Source organism: Pelagimonas sp. (genome assembly GCF_058892305.1).
In genome coordinates, this window is the sequence record NZ_JBZXVN010000047.1 from 47,927 (window position 1) to 67,887 (window position 19,961).

General features: G+C 55.9%; 17 protein-coding genes. 15 read left to right on the forward strand and 2 right to left on the reverse strand.

Translation table 11 applies throughout. The features are described 5' to 3' along the window. Nucleotides 1-90: 90 nt before the first annotated feature. The 8 genes from AC5EFR_RS18855 to AC5EFR_RS18890 all read left to right on the forward strand — a co-directional run bounded on the left by AC5EFR_RS18855 (nt 91) and on the right by AC5EFR_RS18890 (nt 8,696). Nucleotides 91-1,206 carry an MHYT domain-containing protein gene (locus tag AC5EFR_RS18855; protein WP_493577284.1) on the forward strand — a complete coding sequence of 372 codons (1,116 nt, stop codon included), beginning with the start codon at nt 91-93 and terminating at the stop codon, nt 1,204-1,206. Between the two features lie 141 nt (nt 1,207-1,347). After that, nucleotides 1,348-2,214, forward strand: coding sequence for an FAD binding domain-containing protein (locus tag AC5EFR_RS18860; protein WP_493577285.1), 867 nt, complete (start codon nt 1,348-1,350; stop codon nt 2,212-2,214). 12 nt (nt 2,215-2,226) lie between these two features. After that, nucleotides 2,227-2,754, forward strand: coding sequence for a (2Fe-2S)-binding protein (locus tag AC5EFR_RS18865; RefSeq protein ID WP_493577286.1), 528 nt, complete (start codon nt 2,227-2,229; stop codon nt 2,752-2,754). Beyond that, complete coding sequence (locus AC5EFR_RS18870; RefSeq protein ID WP_299935022.1) at nt 2,751-5,168, forward strand: aerobic carbon-monoxide dehydrogenase large subunit; 2,418 nt, start codon at nt 2,751-2,753, stop codon at nt 5,166-5,168. Before AC5EFR_RS18865 ends, AC5EFR_RS18870 begins: the two co-directional genes overlap by 4 nt. A 111-nt stretch (nt 5,169-5,279) precedes the next feature. Further along, nucleotides 5,280-6,155 carry an AAA family ATPase gene (locus AC5EFR_RS18875; RefSeq protein WP_493577287.1) on the forward strand — a complete coding sequence of 292 codons (876 nt, stop codon included), beginning with the start codon at nt 5,280-5,282 and terminating at the stop codon, nt 6,153-6,155. Beyond that, a complete protein-coding gene (locus tag AC5EFR_RS18880) occupies nt 6,152-7,333 on the forward strand; it encodes a vWA domain-containing protein (protein ID WP_493577288.1) in 1,182 nt (393 codons plus the stop codon). The genes AC5EFR_RS18875 and AC5EFR_RS18880 overlap by 4 nt, the downstream gene beginning before the upstream one ends. Further along, nucleotides 7,330-8,136 (forward strand): XdhC family protein, encoded by an 807-nt coding sequence (locus tag AC5EFR_RS18885; RefSeq protein ID WP_493577289.1) that lies wholly within the window; start codon nt 7,330-7,332, stop codon nt 8,134-8,136. Before AC5EFR_RS18880 ends, AC5EFR_RS18885 begins: the two co-directional genes overlap by 4 nt. A gap of 110 nt (nt 8,137-8,246) precedes the next feature. Continuing rightward, nucleotides 8,247-8,696 (forward strand): SRPBCC family protein, encoded by a 450-nt coding sequence (locus AC5EFR_RS18890; RefSeq protein WP_493577290.1) that lies wholly within the window; start codon nt 8,247-8,249, stop codon nt 8,694-8,696. A 21-nt stretch (nt 8,697-8,717) separates the two neighbouring features. Here the strand turns inward: AC5EFR_RS18890 and AC5EFR_RS18895 are convergent, their stop codons facing one another. Both AC5EFR_RS18895 and AC5EFR_RS18900 read right to left on the reverse strand, forming a co-directional pair. Further along, nucleotides 8,718-10,121 (reverse strand): MATE family efflux transporter, encoded by a 1,404-nt coding sequence (locus AC5EFR_RS18895; protein WP_493577291.1) that lies wholly within the window; start codon nt 10,119-10,121, stop codon nt 8,718-8,720. Beyond that, the gene (locus AC5EFR_RS18900; protein ID WP_493577292.1) at nt 10,118-11,986 is read right to left on the reverse strand and encodes a cation:proton antiporter domain-containing protein; all 1,869 of its coding nucleotides are present in this window, start codon (nt 11,984-11,986) and stop codon (nt 10,118-10,120) included. Before AC5EFR_RS18900 ends, AC5EFR_RS18895 begins: the two co-directional genes overlap by 4 nt. A 191-nt stretch (nt 11,987-12,177) precedes the next feature. Between AC5EFR_RS18900 and AC5EFR_RS18905 the strand changes: the two genes are divergently transcribed. The 7 genes from AC5EFR_RS18905 to AC5EFR_RS18935 all read left to right on the forward strand — a co-directional run bounded on the left by AC5EFR_RS18905 (nt 12,178) and on the right by AC5EFR_RS18935 (nt 19,881). Next, nucleotides 12,178-13,215 (forward strand): substrate-binding domain-containing protein, encoded by a 1,038-nt coding sequence (locus tag AC5EFR_RS18905; protein ID WP_493577293.1) that lies wholly within the window; start codon nt 12,178-12,180, stop codon nt 13,213-13,215. A 111-nt stretch (nt 13,216-13,326) separates the two neighbouring features. Next, nucleotides 13,327-14,121 carry a MipA/OmpV family protein gene (locus AC5EFR_RS18910; RefSeq protein WP_493577294.1) on the forward strand — a complete coding sequence of 265 codons (795 nt, stop codon included), beginning with the start codon at nt 13,327-13,329 and terminating at the stop codon, nt 14,119-14,121. A gap of 230 nt (nt 14,122-14,351) precedes the next feature. Continuing rightward, nucleotides 14,352-15,620 (forward strand): ABC transporter substrate-binding protein, encoded by a 1,269-nt coding sequence (locus AC5EFR_RS18915; protein ID WP_493577295.1) that lies wholly within the window; start codon nt 14,352-14,354, stop codon nt 15,618-15,620. A gap of 70 nt (nt 15,621-15,690) precedes the next feature. Beyond that, entirely contained in the window at nt 15,691-16,644 is a 954-nt protein-coding gene (locus AC5EFR_RS18920) for a carbohydrate ABC transporter permease (RefSeq protein ID WP_493577296.1), read from the forward strand. Beyond that, complete coding sequence (locus AC5EFR_RS18925; RefSeq protein ID WP_493577297.1) at nt 16,641-17,468, forward strand: carbohydrate ABC transporter permease; 828 nt, start codon at nt 16,641-16,643, stop codon at nt 17,466-17,468. Before AC5EFR_RS18920 ends, AC5EFR_RS18925 begins: the two co-directional genes overlap by 4 nt. 6 nt (nt 17,469-17,474) lie before the next feature. After that, nucleotides 17,475-18,482, forward strand: coding sequence for an ABC transporter ATP-binding protein (locus AC5EFR_RS18930; protein WP_493577298.1), 1,008 nt, complete (start codon nt 17,475-17,477; stop codon nt 18,480-18,482). Between the two features lie 43 nt (nt 18,483-18,525). Next, nucleotides 18,526-19,881, forward strand: coding sequence for a family 4 glycosyl hydrolase (locus tag AC5EFR_RS18935; protein ID WP_493577299.1), 1,356 nt, complete (start codon nt 18,526-18,528; stop codon nt 19,879-19,881). The last annotated feature ends 80 nt before the right edge of the window (nt 19,882-19,961 follow it).

A 19,961-nucleotide genomic window follows, 5' to 3' on the forward strand; every position in this document is an offset into this window, starting at 1 on the left:
TCCCGCATGACATGTGAGAATCCTTTGTGCCCAAATAAACCAGCAGTAGAAAACTTGCGGCAAAGTCATGAGTTAAGGTAGAGGTCGCCTATGCAGGTCCTCGATGTCTCTCATAGCCCGATACTGGTTTTCGCCTCGCTTCTGGTCGCGCTGATGGCCGGGTTTACCGGATTGTCACTGACCAAAGGTCTCTCTGATCGCCCAGTCGCGCAACGCAAAATCCTTATTGTGTTGGCCTCAATCGCGCTTGGGGGTGGGATTTGGTCTATGCACTTTGTGGCCATGCTCGGCCTGCAATTGCCGATCCAGTTTTACTATGACGCGGCGGTTACGCTGACCTCTGCACTTGTCGCGATTCTGGTGGTGGGCTGTGCGCTTTTGATCCTGCACTTTTGGGACCGCACCCGTGGCACCCTTGTTCTGGCTGGGATGATTGTGGGCTTGGGCGTTTTGGCCATGCACTATCTCGGCATGTCCGCGATGGAGCTGTGCCAACCGCTCTACACACCGGCGGGCATTGCCCTTGCGGTTGTATCGTCTTGTGCGTTGAATATTGCCGCCTTTGCCATCGCCTATGGAAAACGCTCCCAACGCAATATCATCTTTGGCACGCTATTTTTCGGGTTTGCGGTCTTTGCGGTGCATTTCGTCGCCATGGGTGGTACCGATTTTGTCGCCATTGACGTGCTAAGTGATGTCGGCCCTTTGATCAGCAACGAGGTCATGGCGATTGGCGTGGTTCTGTCGAGCTTTGTGTTGTGCGGGGCGTTTTTGCTTACCGGTGTTACGTTTCTTGCCCCGTCCGATGCGCCGGTTGAACCACCCGCACCTGTGCCTTCGCCTGAGCCAGAACAGGCACCTGACGCGCGCCACCCCGTCCTGCAAATCCCGTATGAACAAGAAGGTCGGACTTTGTTCATTGATACCAACACCGTTGCCGCCATTCGGGCCGAAGGACACTACACGTACCTCTACACCGCCGATGAGAAACTGTTTTGCGTCTGGCCGATTTCCGAAGCCGCCAAACGATTGGCGCAAGGGCCGTTCCTACGCACCCATCGCAGCTTTCTGATCAACCCGGCGCATGTCTCCGGATTTGAACGGTTCAAGGACAACGGCGTGTGTCATTTCGAAACCGAACATCTGACCAAGGTCCCGGTGAGCCGGTCTCAGCTCAAGGCGGTGCGGACCGCATTGGGTGTTTAGCCTGCGCGCAACTCGTGCGGCTATGGTCGCATTTCGTGCAGAAATCCGCTCTTTTCACTGAAATTCAAGTGCGTCTGGCGACCTCTCAAACGCACCGTCCTCCTCGTAGCCAGATGAACTGCATGTCGGGGAGGACAAGCAATGATACCAGCGGCGTTCGATTATTATCGGCCCGAAACCATGGACGACGTTATCGCCATTCTACAAGAACACGGTGACGACGCGCGGGTGATGGCAGGCGGGCACAGCCTCATTCCAATGATGAAACTACGCATGGCCGACGTGCCGCATTTGATCGACCTTCAGGCGATTGATGGGCTTTCGGACATCTCAATTGAGGGCAATCGCATCACCCTTGGCGCGATGGTCACCCAGCATGATTTGATTGCCCATGACGGCCTTACCGCCGCCGCACCTATCCTTCGGGAAACAGCCCTGCAAATCGCCGATCCGCAAGTGCGCTATATGGGGACCGTTGGTGGCAATGTCGCAAATGGCGACCCCGGCAACGACATGCCCGGCCTGATGCAGTGCCTTGATGCGACCATCAATTTGATCGGCCCGGATGGCGCCCGTTCTGTCGCCGCGCGTGACTATTACGAGGCAGCCTATATGACCGCCCGCGAAGACGATGAGGTTTTGGTTTCGGTCAGCTTTGACACGCCGAGTGGTGGCCACGCCTATGAAAAGCAAAAACGCAAGATTGGTGATTATGCGACCGCCGCCGCGGCGGTTCAGATTGCCAATTCGGGTGGCACTGTTGCCTCGGCTTCGATTGCGATGACAAACCTAAGCGATGTTCCTGTGTGGTCGGACGCCGCCGCCAAGGCATTAATCGGCACCAGCTGTGATGCCGATGCGGTCAAAGCCGCCGTCGCCGCCATGCTGGGCGACATTGATCCATCCGAAGACAACCGCGGCCCGATCGCGTTCAAGCGCCATGTTGCCGGGGTCATTCTAACCCGCGCCATCACGCGCGCCTGGTCTCGAACAACGTCACGGGCATAAGGGGGGAACACCATGTCTGACAAAATGCACATCAAACTAACCGTCAATGGCGCGCCACAAGAATTCCTCGCCGAACCGCGCGAATTGCTGATCTACGCCCTGCGCGAAAAGCTCGACATCACCGGCCCGCATGTGGGCTGCGACACCTCCCATTGTGGGGCCTGCACCGTGACGTTGAACGGCAAATCGGTGAAATCCTGCACCATGTTTGTGGCCCAAGCCAATGGTGCCGAAATCACAACCATCGAAGGCATCGGCGCACCGGACGCGCTGCATGTGTTGCAAGAAAGCTTTAAGGAACACCACGGTCTTCAGTGCGGGTTCTGCACACCCGGCATGATCACCCGTGCCACCAAGCTATTGGAAGAAAACCCAAACCCGAGCGAAGAAGACGTTCGGTTCGGCATGGCGGGCAATATCTGCCGCTGTACCGGGTATCAGAACATCGTCAAATCCATCCTTGCTGCGGCAAGCGAGATTAACGCGCAGGCCTCAAGTAGCGAAGCGGTAGGCCAAACCAAAGTGGAGGCAGCGGAATGAACGATATGACCCCAGATCGCGAAGAACGCTCTGCCAACCTCAAAGGCATGGGATGTTCCCGCAAACGCGTTGAAGATGCGCGTTTCACCCAAGGTAAAGGCAACTATGTCGATGACATCAAGCTGCCCGGTATGCTGCACGGCGATTTCGTGCGCTCGCCCTATGCCCACGCCAAAGTTGTGTCTGTCAACAAAGAGGCCGCTCTTGCCCTGCCCGGTGTTGTGGCGGTTCTGACCGCCGAGGATCTCGCGCCGCTCAACCTGCATTGGATGCCCACCCTTGCCGGTGACAAACAAATGGTTCTCGCCGATGGCAAGGTGCTTTTCCAAGGCCAAGAAGTTGCCTTTGTCGTCGCTTCGGACCGCTATATCGCCGCCGATGCGGTTGAACTTGTTGAGGTGGAATACGAAGAGCTGCCGGTGATCACCGATCCGTTTGAATCGTTGAAATCCGATGTGGTTTTGCGCCCTGATCTTGATGGTCAAACCGAAGGCGCGCACGGTCCGCGCAAACATCACAACCACATTTTCACATGGGAACAAGGCGACGAAGCCGGGACCAATCAGGTGCTCGACAATGCAGAAGTCGTGGCCGAAGAGACCATGTATTATCATCGCACTCACCCCTGCCCGCTTGAAACCTGTGGCAGTGTGGCGTCGATGGACAAGGTCAATGGCAAGTTGACCCTATGGGGCACGTTCCAAGCGCCGCATGTGGTGCGTACTGTCGCGTCGCTTTTGTCTGGTATCGAAGAGCATAACATCCGCGTTGTGTCGCCCGACATCGGCGGCGGTTTTGGCAACAAGGTTGGGGTCTATCCCGGCTATGTTTGCTCGATCGTTGCGTCGATTGTGACCGGGGTTCCGGTGAAATGGGTTGAGGATCGGATGGAAAATCTGATGTCCACCGCCTTTGCCCGTGACTATCACATGACCGGCAAAATTTCCGCCACCAAAGAAGGTAAGATCACCGGCTTGCATTGCCATGTCACGGCGGATCACGGTGGCTTTGATGCCTGCGCCGACCCGACCAAATTCCCGGCGGGTTTCATGAACATCTGCACCGGGTCATATGACATTCCGGTCGCTTATCTGGCCGTGGATGGGGTTTACACCAACAAAGCACCGGGCGGCGTTTCCTATCGCTGTTCCTTCCGCGTGACCGAAGCCGTGTATTTCATCGAACGAATGATCGAGGTTCTGGCGATTGAGTTGGATATGGATGCAGCCGAGCTGCGCCGCATCAACTTTATCAAAAAGGAGCAGTTCCCATATACCGCCGCTTTGGGTTGGGAATATGACTCGGGCGATTATCACACCGCCTGGGATAAGGCGTTGAAGACCGTTGATTATGACGGTCTGCGCAAGGAACAGGCCGAACGGGTCGAGGCGTTCAAGCGCGGCGAAACCCGCAAGCTGATGGGCATTGGTCTGACTTTCTTTACCGAGATTGTCGGCGCCGGGCCGGTCAAGAACTGTGACATCCTTGGCATGGGCATGTTCGACAGCTGTGAAATCCGCATCCACCCCACCGGGTCTGCGATTGCGCGTTTGGGGACGATTTCCCAAGGTCAGGGCCATGCGACGACCTTTGCGCAAATCCTAGCGAGCGAGATCGGGATTTCCGCCGATAGCATCACGATCGAGGAAGGTGACACCGATACCGCGCCTTATGGGCTTGGCACCTACGGGTCGCGCTCAACCCCGGTTGCGGGGGCGGCAACGGCGATGGCCGGGCGCAAAATTCGCGCCAAGGCGCAGATGATTGCCGCCTATCTGCTTGAGGTGCATGACGATGATGTTGAGTTCGACATTGATCGGTTTGTTGTCAAAGGCGCGCCTGAAAAGTTCAAGACGATGAAGGAAATCGCCTACGCCGCCTACAATCAGGCCATTCCGGGGATTGAACCGGGGCTTGAGGCGGTGAGCTATTATGATCCGCCCAACATGACCTATCCCTTTGGGGCCTACGTCTGTGTGATGGACATTGACGTTGACACCGGTGTTCCCGAAATCCGCCGCTTTTATGCGCTGGACGACTGTGGCACGCGGATCAACCCGATGATCATCGAAGGGCAAATCCATGGTGGTTTGACCGAAGCCCTTGCCGTCGCTTTGGGTCAGGAAATTGCCTATGACGACATCGGCAATGTGAAAACCGGGACGTTGATGGACTTCTTCTTGCCCACCGCATGGGAAGTACCAAATTACGAGACCGATTACACCGTCACCCCAAGCCCGCATCACCCGATTGGTGCCAAAGGCGTGGGCGAAAGCCCGCATGTGGGTGGCGTGCCGTGTTTCTCGAATGCGGTACAGGATGCCTTCCGCGCCTTTGGATTGCGTCACACCAATATGCCCCATGATCATTGGCGCATTTGGCAGACCGCAAACAAACTGGGCCTGCATGAGTGAATGTTTGTCGGATCGGTTTTAGGCTGATCCGACGAAAGGCGGGGGCGCTGCCCCCGTCTGCTTTGCAGAGCCCCCCGGGATATTTTTAGAAAGAAGAAGCTGAGGGTCGTGGTGGCACATCTTGAGTTGCAAAAGGCGTTGGCGGCGCAGGGCTATGTGGCCGATAACGATTTGGCCATGGCCGTTCATTTGGCTTTGGCTCTGGGGCGTCCCTTGTTGATCGAAGGCGCGGCTGGGGTCGGAAAAACCGATCTGGCACGGGTTCTGGCCCATGTTCAGGAAACCGAGTTGATCCGCCTGCAATGTTACGAAGGATTGGATGCGTCACAGGCCATTTATGAGTGGAATTATCAGCGTCAATTGCTGTCGATCCGGGCGGCGGCCGAGGACGGCGAAACCGGCCGAAGCGTTGAGGCGAGGATTTTTTCCGAAGAGTTTTTGCTAGAGCGGCCTTTGCTCAAGGCCATTCGGCAAGCCAAGTCTCCTGTTTTGTTGATTGATGAAATCGACAGGGCAGATGAGGAGTTTGAGGCTTATCTTTTGGAAATCCTGTCCGAGTTTCAAATCACGGTGCCCGAGCTTGGCACCATCACCGCCACAAGCCGCCCCATTGTCGTTCTGACGGCCAACGGCACACGCGACCTGTCTGACGCGCTGCGTCGACGGTGCTTGTATGCCCATGTGGATTATCCGGACCGCACCACAGAACTGGCCATTCTCAAGGCCCGTTGCGCAGACATAGAGACAAAATTGGCCGGGCAAATCATTGGCTTTGTGCAATCGCTGCGCAAAGAAGATCTCGAAAAAACACCGGGTATTGCCGAGATGTTGGATTTTGCTGCGGCGCTCTCGGGCCTTGGCATTGCGGACCTGGCCCAAGACCCGGTTGCCTTGCAAGCCTGCCTGACGACTTTGCTGAAAACCCAAAGCGACCGCGCCAATATCACGACAGAAGTGGCACAGCGCCTTGCCGGGAAAGCCGCATGAGCCGGGTCACCAAATTCGCCGCGCGTGATCCCGGACCAGCGGCGCGTATGGCCGGGTTTATGGCGCATCTGCGCGATAACGGTCTGCGTCTTGGGGTTGGGGAAACCGAAATGGGGCTGGCGGCGCTTTGCCATGTGCAGGCCAGCGACCCAAGTCAAACCCGCCAAGCCTTGCGCGCGATTTGCTGTGGCAGCGCCGATGACACCGCGCGGTTTGACGACCTGTTTGATGCGTTTTGGCTAAACGGTGGACGCGTCGCGCAAAAGACAATCCCATCTCAGTCCCCGGCCTCGGACCATATCCATAGTTCGCGCAATGCCTCCGGTCAGGATGAAGCCGGTGGCAGCGGTACGGCGACCGTTCCAGATGGCGGCGAAGGAGAGGCCGACGCCGATGGCCAAGGGCGTTTGCAGGCCAGTTTGCATCAAGCCAAAATGAAAAAAGATCTGCGCGATTTGGTGCAACCCGAAGATATTGCCGAGGCGCAAAAGATCGCCGAGCGACTTGGAACCGCCTTGCGCCATCAAAGGTCGCGCCGTCGTAAGCAAGCCCGCAAGGGTGATCAAATCCACTTTCGCAAGGTCATGCGACAGAGCCTTGCGACGGGTGGCGAACCGCTGTCTTTGCCGCTTAAACAACGCCCTGATCGGCCGCTGAAAATCGTCACTCTTTGCGATGTCTCCGGGTCGATGACCACCTATGCCAAGGTGTTTCTGGCCTTTATTGCCGGATTGATGCGGGCGGATCAGACATCTGACGCCTATCTGTTTCACACCCGTCTGGTTCGCATAGCCGAAGCCTTGCGGGACAAAGATGCTCTACGTGCTCTTGGCCGTTTGTCTGTATTGGCGGATGGCTTTGGGGGCGGGTCGAGAATTGGCGCGTCGCTGGATCAGTTTAGCCGAACCTATGCCCGCCGCTTTGTCGACGGTCGCACCGTCGTGATGATCCTGTCCGATGGCTATGATACCGACACGCCCGATACAATCGGCGATGCGCTGGCGCGGCTTAAAAAGCGCGGCTGCAAAATTATCTGGCTCAATCCTCTCAAGGGATGGGACGGATATGAGCCGGTTGCGCGCGGAATGGCCGCCGCCCTGCCCCATCTTGACCTGTTCCGCCCTGCCAATCGCCTCGACGATCTGGCCGCCCTTGAAAAGGAGCTGATCCGCCTATGATGCCTGCTGATTTAACCAACCCCGAAATTGCCGAGCTGGCCAAACAGCTGCGGGACAAGGGGGAACCCTTTGCCATTGCGACGGTCTTGCGAACTCTGGGGGCGACCGCGGCGAAACCGGGGGCCAAGGCGCTCTTGGATATGGATGGTACGATCTTGCAAGGCTGGATCGGTGGCGGCTGTGTCCGTGGGGCCGTCGCCAAGGCGACCAAACGGGCGTTGGACGAAGGGCAGCCACAGATGGTGTCGCTCTTGCCGCAAGACTTGTTGGATGAAAAGGGCATCAGCGCCGGTGACGACATTGAGGGCATCCGCTTTGCCCGAAATGGCTGTCCGTCCAAGGGATCAATGGACATATTTGTTGAGCTGGTGCTGCCTCTCCCGGAACTGGTGATCTTCGGTGACTCGCCTGTGGCGCAGGCCTTGGCGCGCCTATCAGCTCAGTTCCAATGGGCCGTTTTGAGTGTCGCGCCCGAAGCCCCTCTCCCACAAATGTCGAGCAGTGTTGGGCGCATGACCGTGGTCGCGACACAAGGCAAAAACGATCTGGCAAGCCTCAAATCGGCGCTCGCCTCGCATAGTCAATTCATTGCCTTTGTTGGCAGTCGTCGCAAATTCGCGGCCTTGTCGGAAAAACTATTGGCCGAAGGGCTGACTCAGACCGACTTGGACCGTGTCCACGCCCCGGCTGGCCTATCGATTGGGGCCGTGACCCCGGATGAAATCGCCTTGTCGATCATGGCTCAGCTTACCCAAGAACGCCGGCGCAATCAGCGCGGCCCAACCGAAAGGTCCCCGACATGAAACGCCTGCTGAACCGACTGCGCAAACGCCTTGCCTACAAACCGCTCACCAAAGAACAGGCTGACCTTTTGGCGTCGGTCAAATTTCCCTGCTGTTAAAAGGACGTCCCCTTGGAACTGAATGACGAAATCACCATCAACGCTCCTATGTCTGATGTCTATGCTGCGCTGAACGACCCTGAAATCCTGCGCCAGTGTATTCCGGGCTGCGAAGAACTTATCAAACATTCCGACACTGAACTTGAGGCCAAAGTTGTTCTTAAGGTTGGCCCTGTTAAGGCCAAGTTCAGTGGCGATGTCACCTTGGATACCACCGGAGCACCAAGCGCGTTTTCCCTAACCGGTCAGGGCAATGGTGGCGCCGCCGGTCATGCCAAGGGTGGGGCCGATGTGACCCTTCGCGAAGAAGGTAGTCAGACTATTTTGACCTATGCGGCCAAGGCTGAAATCGGCGGCAAACTGGCCCAACTTGGGTCGCGTTTGATCCAAAGTACCGCCAAAAAGCTCGCTGGGAAGTTCTTCAAAACCTTTGCCGAGGTGGTTGAACAGATCGACGCCTAAACCTGACGCCGCCCCGGTCCGTCATCTGCGATGATGCAAAATGGTAAAGGGGCGGCGATGCCGGGCAAATTCGGGCTTGTCGGTTGGGCAACATTTATCCCGCTCAGCTTTGCGCATCACATGTTCGGCCATGACCAAGGCGACCAGAGCGACAAAGGCCCCGCCTGCCATTTGGCCAATCAAAACCCCGGCAGCCCCCCAATATTGCGCGCCAAAATAGACAAAGGGGATGACACCCAAGGTGTTGCGGCCCCAATTGACCCATGTGGAATAGAACGGGTGGCCAAGATTGTTGAATGATGCATTGGCGACAAAGATGATCCCATTGAAAATCCAAAGCAACGACAATGGCCCGCAAAACAGATAGATCAAGTCGCGGGCGATCCCGGTGGCGTTGAACATGTCAGCAATCAGATCGCGGGACAGGTAAAGCACACCGACCACTGGGAAAACATAGATCACGATCAAAACCATAGCGCTGTTGAACGCCTTGCGGACACGATCATGCCGCTGCGCTCCGAAATTCTGGCCGATGATCGGGCCGATGGCCCCGGACATGGCAAAGATCAATGCAAAAGCCACCGGCGTAACCCGGCCGATCACCGCCATGCCTGCCACGGCGGCTTCGCCAAACTCAGCGGCGGCGCGGGTGACATAGGCTCCGCCTATCGGGGTGGCGACATTGGCCAACATCGCCGGCAACGCTATGGCCGCAATCGGTTTTAGATCATTCAATACCGCTTTGGGAGACAGCGTCGCTAGGCCACCGTAGCGGCGGAAGAGATACCACAAGGACACGCCCGCCACCGTGACGCGCGCTGTGACCGAGGCCCAGGCCGCCCCTGCAAGCCCCATGTCGAGCGTGAAAATGAAGATCGGGTCAAGTACGGCGTTAACGACCCCGGCGCTGAGGGTGGCCATCATCGACAGTTTCGCCGCGCCGTGGCTACGCAGAGCCGCCGAACCGACAATTCCAATCAAGAAGATCGGCATGGTTGGGACCAAAATTTGCAAGTAGGAGACGGCCAAGTCCTGTGTTGGGCCTGATGCCCCAACCAGTGCGGTCAATCCGGCCAGGTTTTGGTAGATCAAAATCGCCACAACCACGGAAAAGACGAAGCCGACCAACAAAACATGTGTCAACAACTCGCGGGCGCGATCCGCTTTGCCTTCGCCGAGCGCTTTGGCAACCAAAGCCCCGCCAGCGATACCCAACCCAATTGACAGGGACGTCGTGACAAACAGGATGGTTCCGGCAAATCCGACCGCTGCCGCCAGCTCTTCTATTCCCAGCATCGAGATGAACAGCATGTCGACAAGATCAACGATGAACAACGCGACAAATCCAACTGCCGCCGTCAGCGACATGGTGACAATATGGGTTGTTAAACTTCCGTTTAGGAATTTGGCTTGTTCATCGCTCATGACCTGTTTGGACCTGACATGATAGTTTGCATTTGTTCACCCAATTCGGCCTGCCATTCATCGCGTTTCTCGCGGATTGAGTTCAGGTAAGCCTCGTTTTCCATCGGCGGGATATCCGGGTCGTAATGCTGGGCCGCGTCCAACATCAAGCGGCGGTCAAGCACGTTAAACGCCTCGATCATGTCATCGGCTTGCTCCCGCGAGAACCCTAGCGCCTCGATCGAACTGCGCCCCATACGCATCGAACTGTCATAGGTTTCGCGGATAATGTCACGACACCCGGTAGCCCAAAGATCATAGACATGATTGCGGTCCAGCGCCCGTGCCACGATGTGGACATCGGGATGATGGGCTTGAAGGTACTTCGCCAATTGGGTGATCCGTTCCTTGTCATCAATGGCAATCACAAACAGTTTGGCCTCGGAAATTCCTGCGGCATGAAGCAAATCGGGCCGCGTTGCGTCACCGTAATAGGCTTTCATGTCAAAGGCTTTGAGGATTTCAAGCTGAGCTGAGGAGAAATCTATCACCGTCGGGTTCATACCACAGCCGCGCAAAATCCGAGCGATCAAGCCGCCCACCCGGCCATGTCCGGCGATGATGATATCAGATCGGTTTTCAATCTCATCTGCTTCGCGCTGTTCAGCTTGGGCAAAACGCGGCGCGACAACCTTGTCGAAGAGGATGAAGAGCCCCGGCGTAAAGAGCATCGACAAAGCGACGATCAGGAGCAAAATCTGGGCCAAATCGCCGGGGATCACCGCGTTGGACACAGTAAAGGCCAATAAAACAAAGCCGAATTCACCGGCCTGGGCAAGGCCGAGCGTGAACAACCACCGATCCACGCCTTGCAATTTGAAGATCACCGCCAGCACAAAGAGCACCGCCGATTTCACCACCATCAAGCCAAGCGTCAGGCCAAGAATAAGCGCGAAGTTGTCAAACAGCAGGGTAAAATTGATACCCGCGCCAACGGTCATAAAGAACAGACCCAAGAGCAGCCCTTTGATAGGTTCGATGTCGCTTTCGAGTTCGTGGCGATATTCGCTATTGGCCAGAACAACCCCGGCCAAAAAGGTGCCAAGCGCCGGAGACAACCCGACAAGTGACATCAAAAGCGCAATGCCAATCACAATCATGAGGGCTGCAGATATGAACAGCTCGCGCATTTCGGCACCAGAAATAAACCGAAAGATCGGGCCGGTCAGGTGCGAGCCGATGACGATCACCCCGGCAATCGCCGCCAGCGTGACCAAGCCCGCAGCCCACCCCGGAAGACCCTCGACAAGGCTCATCGAACTGCCATGCCCATCGTCGCCGTGTGACGCATGGGACAAGGCTTCGACCAATTCCGGCATGGCCAGCAAGGGGATTAGGGCAAGCATCGGGATCACAGCGATGTCTTGGAACAAAAGAACCGAGAAACTGGCCTGCCCGCCATCGCTCCGCATAAGCCCCTTTTCGCCAAGTGTTTGAAGAACGATTGCCGTGGACGACAAGGCCATGACCAAGCCAATCGCCAAAGCCACAGTCCAGGGTTGACCAAAGGCCAGCGCGACCATCATCACCACAACAGTGGTTAGCCCGACCTGCCCGCCACCAAGCCCCAAAAGTTTGGCGCGCATGTCCCATAGCATTTTTGGTTCCAGCTCAAGACCAACGAGAAACAACATCATCACAACGCCAAACTCGGCAAAATGTTGGATCGAAACCACGTCAACATGCAGCCAAGCCAGGATCGGGCTGATGGCAATGCCTGCGATCAAGAAGCCAAGCACAGAGCCAAGCCCAAGTCGCGACGCGATGGGAACAGCGACCACACCAGCAACGAGAAACACAAAAGCGGCAAGCAGAATATCGGTCATGGCAAACGGGTCCTTTACCAATGGGGAGCGGCACAGGTTGCGCGGCAATTTTGAACAAACATGCAAGAGAAATACGCAAATAGCCAGCGTTGGCGGCCCACAGGTAAAGTGCGGATTTGCAAGGGCTACTCCGAAACCCACCGAAACGTTGTGGTTTTCTTTTTCCCCCCTGTGTGCCATTGCTTGGCACCATGGCGACACTCAAGGATATCAGCAAACATCTCGGACTGTCGGTGACGCAGGTCAGCCGGGCCATGAACAATCATTCCGATGTCAGCGAGGCCACCAAAGAGCGCGTCCATGCCGCAGCGCGTGACCTTGGATATGTGGTCAATCAATCGGCTCGATCTTTGGTTACTGGGCGTAGCGGATTGGTGTCTCTTATTCGGCCCGGTGGATTGTCCGGCCCGTCGGACCTGTCAAGCCTTGAAACCATTTCTGGCCTGTCCGATGAATTCTTTCAGCGCGGAATGCAATTTGTGCTGCACATGATGCCGCCCGGCGCGGACCCTCTCCCTGTCTATCGTCAAGCAGCAGCGAGTGGGTCGTTTGATGGGTTTGTCTTGCTCGACACAGAATTGGATGATCCTCGGGTCAAGCTTTTGGAAACAATGAACACGCCGTTTGTCGTTCATGGTCGCACCGCCAAAGACGCCGCCCACCCCTATTTTGACATCGACAACGCCGCCGTGGTTTTGCGCCATGTTCAACACTTGACCGATTTGGGGCATAGCCGGATCGCCATGTTGAACGGGCGGCGTGGGCATGCCTTTTCCGAATATCGCATCGAGGGGTATCAAGCTGGTTTGCGCGCCGCGGGCCTGCCTTACGATCCTGAATTGGTGATTTCGGCCCGAATGACCGAAGGCAATGGTATGGTGGCCACTGCCCGTCTGTTTGACGACCGCCCCAATCGGCCAACCGCGCTGATCTGTGGCAATGTTCTTTTGGCCAAGGGGGCCTATTCCGCCCTGCAAGCCATGGAGCTCCGCATTCCTGACGATGTGTCGGTGGTCGCGCATGATGACGTGTTGTACAACATCCGTGGGTCGGCTTTTTATCCGTCTTTGACCGTCACCAGATCCCCGTTTAGCGATAGCTGGTCAGAGCTGGCTGACATTCTTTGCGCCGCGATTGGCGGCGACGAAAACATATCAATGCAACGCATTTGTGATGTTGAGTTCATCGAGCGGGCGTCGTCGGCCAGAGCGAGACAGCAAACTCGTTGACCTTCCCCCGACTGGGGCTATGTCACCGATCAAATCAATCGCCAAGATGACCACACCTCACAAGCCTCGGTTTTGGGTCGCGTGGACACTTCTAGAACGTCAGGTCGCCAAATGTTCATTCGTTTTCTGTCCACCGCCGCAGTCATTGCTCTTCCTAACTGGGGTTTCTCACAGGATGTCGAGACCTCCACCTCTCCTGCGGCAGAATTCTTGTTTGCCTTTGGCGGTGGTCTAAAGACGTCACCGACATATTTCGGATCTGATGACTACGAGGTCACCCCTGATATCGCTTTTGGATTTCGCTTCCTGCGATTGCCTGGCGATTATACGTTTGGCTCTCGTGATCCGGACGATGAAAAGCTCGGTTTTGGTCCGCGTGGGTCAGTCCGCGTTGTGAAAAAACGCAGTTCGGAGGATCACTCGGAACTTGAGGGGTTGGACGACATTGATACATCGGTAGAGATTGGCTTGGGCTTTGGTTACCGAAACCGCCATTTCCGAGCCCATGCCGATGCACGCTATGGGCTGACCGGCCACAATGGCTGGGTTGGCGAATTAGCAGCTGACTATGTGGCGCGACCGAATGACAAACTAATGGTCACTTTTGGCCCGCGCATTTTGTTTGGCAATGACAAATACGCGTCGACCTATTTCGGCGTCACCCCATCTGAATCCGCAGCCAGCCGCGGCAAATTCACGGCCTTCAATGCCTCAGGTGGGGCGCTAAGCGCCGGTTTGGACCTGACCGGGCACTATGCGATAAACGACAAATGGGCGTTGATCGGCGGTGCGCGCTGGGATCAATTGCTGAATGATGCCGCCGATTCTCCTATCACCAAACAGGGCAGTGCAGATCAGTTTACCGTGACTTTTGCGGTAACGCGGCTGTTTTCGTGGGGTTTCTAAGTCTGTCAAACCGAAATGCGAGAACGTCTTTGAGAAATATCAAAGCCCGTTCCAACGCGTTTTCAGAGGCTTAAGTCCGGGAACGGCCACTGATCAAACGCCCAGTCCACAAAGTCGCTTGACAGATCAAGATGCATTTATCCATAAATCCGAAACGTTTCGGTAAGCGTGTCACGCAAATCCGAAACGTTTCGGTTGGGCGGGAGGCCCGGCATCAACAGGAGGAACACATGACCAATTCTATTTCCCACACGTTGCTAGGCGCTGCTGCTATCGTTGCAACGGCATCGACTGTTCTAGCCGAGAACGTGACGCTTGCATCGGGCATATCCGGCTCCAAAATCGAGAATTTCGAAAAGATCGTTGCGCCATGGGAAGAGGCCACCGGCCACACTGTGACCTTGGTCCCGATGCCGAGTTCGACCACCGACCAGTTTGGGCAATACCGCCTGTGGCTCGCCGCCGGAAACAAAGACATCGATTTATATCAAACCGATGTGGTTTGGGCGCCGCAACTAGCCGAGCAGTTTGTCGATTTGTCTGATGTTGCTGGCGAGTTGATGAAGGGCCACTTCCCATCAATCGTAGAAAGTCAAACAGTGGGTGACAAATTGGTTGCCTTGCCACTTTATACCGACGCGCCGGCCTTGTACTATCGCAGGGATCTGCTGGAAAAACACGGCGCAAGCGTGCCTTCGACATGGGAAGAGCTCACCGAAACCGCACAAAAGATTCAAGACGCCGAACGTGCCGAAGGCAATGACGACCTTTGGGGATTTGTCTGGCAAGGCAACGCCTACGAAGGCCTGACCTGTAATGCGTTGGAATGGGTCAAGAGCTTTGGCGGTGGTCAAATTGTTGAGCCCAACGGCGATATTTCAATCAACAACGAAAAGGCCATATCAGCGGTTGAACTCGCGGCAAGCTGGATTGGGAAAATCTCACCCGAAGGAGTTCTGGCCTACAAAGAAGAAGAAGCACGCGGCATTTGGCAGACAGGCAATGCCATTTTCATGCGAAATTGGCCCTATGCCTACAGTTTGGGCAACACGGATGACAGCCCCGTCAAAGGTAAATTTGGGGTGACCACCTTGCCCACTGGTGGTGGTCATAACACCAGCGCCGCAACCCTGGGCGGTTGGAACATTGCCGTCTCCAAGTATTCGGAACACCAGGACGCCGCGATTTCTCTGGCGATGTATCTGGCAAGCCCCGAGGGGCAGAAAACCCGCGCCTTGCTGGGCAGCCGTTTGCCAACCATCATGTCGCTCTACGAAGACGCAGATATCGCCGCATCCGCCCCAATTATCCCACAGTGGAAAGACGTGTTCCTTCAGGCAGTTCCGCGCCCATCGGCCCCGACACAAGGCGACTACAACGAGGTATCGTCCAAGTTTTGGTCCGCTGTGCATAACACTCTTTCGGGTGATGGTACTGCAGCTGAAAACCTTGAACTCCTTGAGCTCGAACTGTCCGACCTCAAAGGGTCCGGCTGGTAAAACCTCCTCCCTAGGGTTGGTCTGGGCATCCCGGCCAACCCGCCCCTGATCTCTGACTTCTGGACACGCCATGAGCCTCTCACACTCCCCGACAGGTCCAAGCCTGAGCGAGCAACGTCGCCGTGCGGCGCTTTGGTTCCTTGCTCCGATGCTGGCCGCGCTGTTCTTTGTGGCCGCCTGGCCGCTGTTGCGCACGATCTATTTTTCGTTCACCGATACAACCCTCACAAGCCTATATGGTGGCGAGTGGATCGGCTTTGACAACTACCTCAGCTATCGCAAACTCTCATCCGGCCGGGTGATTTGGCGTGGAACTCTGGCCGATCCGGCATGGTGGAACGCCTTCTGGAACACTATTCGCTTTGCTCTTGTTTCGGTTGGATTGGAAACCATCCTTGGCCTCGGTGTTGCCCTTGTCTTGCACCGCAATTTCGTCGGTCGCGGCTGGGTGCGCGCCGCTATTTTGATCCCTTGGGCGATCCCGACAATCGTTTCGGCGCGTATGTGGGGCTGGATGCTTAATGACCAATTCGGCATCATCAATGACATGCTGCTCAAGCTCGGTTTGATTGACACCAAGGTCGCGTGGACCGCCAATGCCGACACCGCCCTAGCCGCTGTTCTGATCGTGGATGTCTGGAAAACCACCCCCTTTATGGCGTTGCTCTGCCTTGCTGGGCTTCAGATGGTGCCCAAAGACATTTATGAGGCCGCCCGCGTCGATGGCATCCACCCGATCCGTGTGTTTTTCCGTGTCACGCTCCCACTCATTCGGCCGGCCCTGATGGTCGCGGTTATTTTTCGAATGCTGGACGCGCTTCGGGTGTTTGACCTGATTTATGTGCTCACCCCCAATTCTAAAGCGACCAAAACCATGTCGGTCATTGCGCGTGAAAACCTCATTGACTTTGACAAGTTCGCCTATGGCTCGGCACAATCGACACTGCTGTTTGCGCTGATTGCGTTGGTTGTCTCCGCCTATATCTGGCTTGGTCGCGTTGACCTTTCGGGGGAAAAATCATGAGCGCCTTCGTCAAAACCACAAGCTTCTATACACTTGTCATCGTCATTGTCGTCATTGCGGTCTTTCCGTTTTACTATGCGATCATCACCAGCTTCAAAACCGGCACGGCGCTGTTTGAGATCGACTATTTTCCGACCTCCTTTGACCTCAGCAACTATGTCGAAGTGTTGTCGAACAGCAATTTTGCCCGAAGCATTTGGAATTCCCTCCTGATTGCAGGATCGACCGTCTGTTTTGCCATGGTCCTCGCGGTCACCGCCTCTTACGCTCTGGCGCGGGTCCGGTTTCGCGGGCGTGGGTTGCTGCTTATGTCGATCCTCGCCGTCTCGATGTTTCCACAAATCGCGGTTTTGGCCGGGTTGTTCGAGCTGGTGCGCGCCCTTGGTATCTACAACACGCCTTGGGCAATGATCATGTCCTACACAATCTTCACCCTGCCCTTCACGGTCTGGGTTCTGACCACCTTTATGCGCGATTTGCCTATCGAAATCGAAGAGGCAGCCATCATCGACGGCGCGACGCCGTGGAATATCGTGACCCAAGTCTTTTTGCCGCTGATGTGGCCGGCCTTGGTCACCACCGGGCTTCTCGCGTTTATCGGTGCGTGGAACGAGTTCCTCTTTGCTCTGACCTTTACCGCGTCGGACAGCCAGCGCACCGTACCGGTGGCGATTGCCTTGCTGACCGGCAGTAGCGAGTTCGAAACCCCATGGGGGCTTTTGATGGCGGCATCGGTCATTGTAACGGTGCCCCTCATCATTCTCGTCCTGATCTTTCAACGCAAAATCGTGGCTGGCCTGACCGCTGGCGGCGTCAAAGGATAACCTGCAATGGCTGAGATAAAGCTGAAAAATCTGCGCAAAAGCTTTGGCGCTGTGGATGTCATCAAAGGCGTCGACCTGGACATCCGCAAGGGTGAGTTCATGGTCTTCGTTGGCCCGTCGGGATGTGGAAAATCGACCCTGTTACGGCTGATTTCGGGACTAGAAGAAATCAGCAGCGGCGATCTTGAGTTTGACGGAACGCGTGTCAATGACCACATCCCCTCCAAACGCGGTGTTGCCATGGTCTTCCAGTCCTACGCGCTTTACCCACACATGAGCGTATTCGACAACATGGCATTTGGGATGAAGCTGGCCAAGTCTTCCAAGGAGGACATGAACGCACGGGTGACGGCCGCGGCCAAGATGTTACAAATTGACCATCTGTTGAATCGCAAACCCAAGGCCCTATCCGGTGGACAACGTCAGCGGGTCGCGATTGGCCGCGCCATTGTGCGGGACCCACGCGTGTTCTTGTTTGATGAGCCGCTGTCCAACCTCGACGCGGCGCTGCGCGTTCAGACCCGTTTGGAAATCGCCCGGTTACATCACGAAATGGACGGTGTGACGATGATTTACGTCACTCATGATCAGGTCGAAGCCATGACTTTGGCCGATCGGATTTGCGTGCTTCGCGATGGGCTGGTTGAACAAGTCGGCACACCGGAAGAACTTTATGATGCCCCCAACAGTGTTTTTGTGGCCGGTTTCATTGGCTCTCCTAAAATGAACTTGCTGACGGGTGATCTGGCGGCGGCACATGACTGTGCCACCTACGGAATTCGCGCCGAACATATCGAGACCTGCGCGGAGGCCGAGGCGCTTTGGTCCGGCAAAATTGTCCATGCTGAAAACCTCGGGTCCGATCACTTTCTCTTTGTTGAAATCGGGGCCCAAGAACCGCTGATTGTGCGCCAGCCCGGTAAGCAAAACATCGGGCTTGGCACCCACCTGAGCCTGCGCCCTCGATCCGGCCATGCACACCGCTTTGACGGCCTCGATCGGGCCATTCGATAACCTTCACTAAGACGTGCATCACGCACAAAACAGGACAGACACCATGACCAAGATTGTTCTTGTCGGCGCCGGAAGCCTTCAGTTCGGCTCCGGAATGCTCGGCGATATCTTTCAGAGCAAGCATTTAAGCGGCGCGGAAATCGTGCTGCATGACATCAACCTGACGGCGGCAAAACGCACTTTGCAAGCCGCTCAGGAGTTTGTTGCCGCCAAGCGCTTGCCCCACAAACTCAGCGCCACAACCGACCTCGATGTCGCCCTGCAAGGTGCGCGTTTTGTTGTGATTTCCATCGAAGTTGGTGATAGATTTGCCCTTTGGGATCTCGATTGGAAGGTGCCCCAGCAATACGGAATCCAACAGGTTTACGGCGAAAACGGGGGGCCTGGCGGGTTGTTTCACAGCCTACGGATCATCCCCCCAATCCTCGATATTTGCCAAAAGGTTATGGACGTTTGCCCAGACGCAACCGTCTTCAACTATTCCAACCCAATGAGCCGTATTTGCACCACGGTACATCGCAAATTCCCCGATCTGCAATTTGTGGGCATGTGTCATGAAATCGCATCGCTAGAGCGTCACTTGGCTCCTTTGCTGGGCGTGGATCGCTCCGAAATTAGCTATCGCGCCGGTGGCTTGAACCATTTCTCCGTCATGACGGATGTCACCTATGTGCAAGACGGTTCAAGCGCCTATGACGATGTACGTGCAAAGGCCGCGGCCTATTTTGGCACCAAACCCGGCTATTCCGAAATTCTGCAAGCCTCGCGTAAAACCGGAACATCCATCGAAACCGAAGGGTGGATGAACGTCGATCTAAGCGAGATCGAGACCATTCGCCCGTGGTCGGATCGTTGGCTCTTTGCCTTTGTGCTTGAGAAATTCGGCACCCTGCCAATCACTTATGACAGCCATTTTGGCGAATACATCCAATGGGCGCATGATTGTTCGGATCATCAGGGAATTTTGGATTTCTACACTTATTACCGCAACTTCCTTGGCAAAACCGAGCCCAAGATCGAGGACATGTTGAAAGAACGCGTGGTCCCAATCATGGAAGCGCTGACCGGCGCACCGTCCTATGAAGAAGCCGCTGTGAATATTCCCAACAAGGGCTTTGTCGCGAACCTGCCCGATTGGATTTGTGTCGAGGTCCCGGCGATCATTGACGAGTCCGGTCTGCACGGGATTGCGGTCGATATTCCCGCCGGTGTTCGCGGTCTCTTGAGCAATCAAATCGGCGTGCACGACATGACGACAGAAGCGATCTTGCAGAAGAGCCGTGATCTTGTTGTTCAAGCCTTGCTGGTCGATCCGGTTGTCACCAAATCCAAGGGCATTGACGCGATGGTCGATCATATGATTGCCGAACAATCCCCTTGGTTGGACTATCTCAAATAATACAGAACGAAGGGAAAGCACTGGGGCGACTGCCCCGGTGCCGATTCAAAACGGGACATTTCTACATGTGGATATCGGCC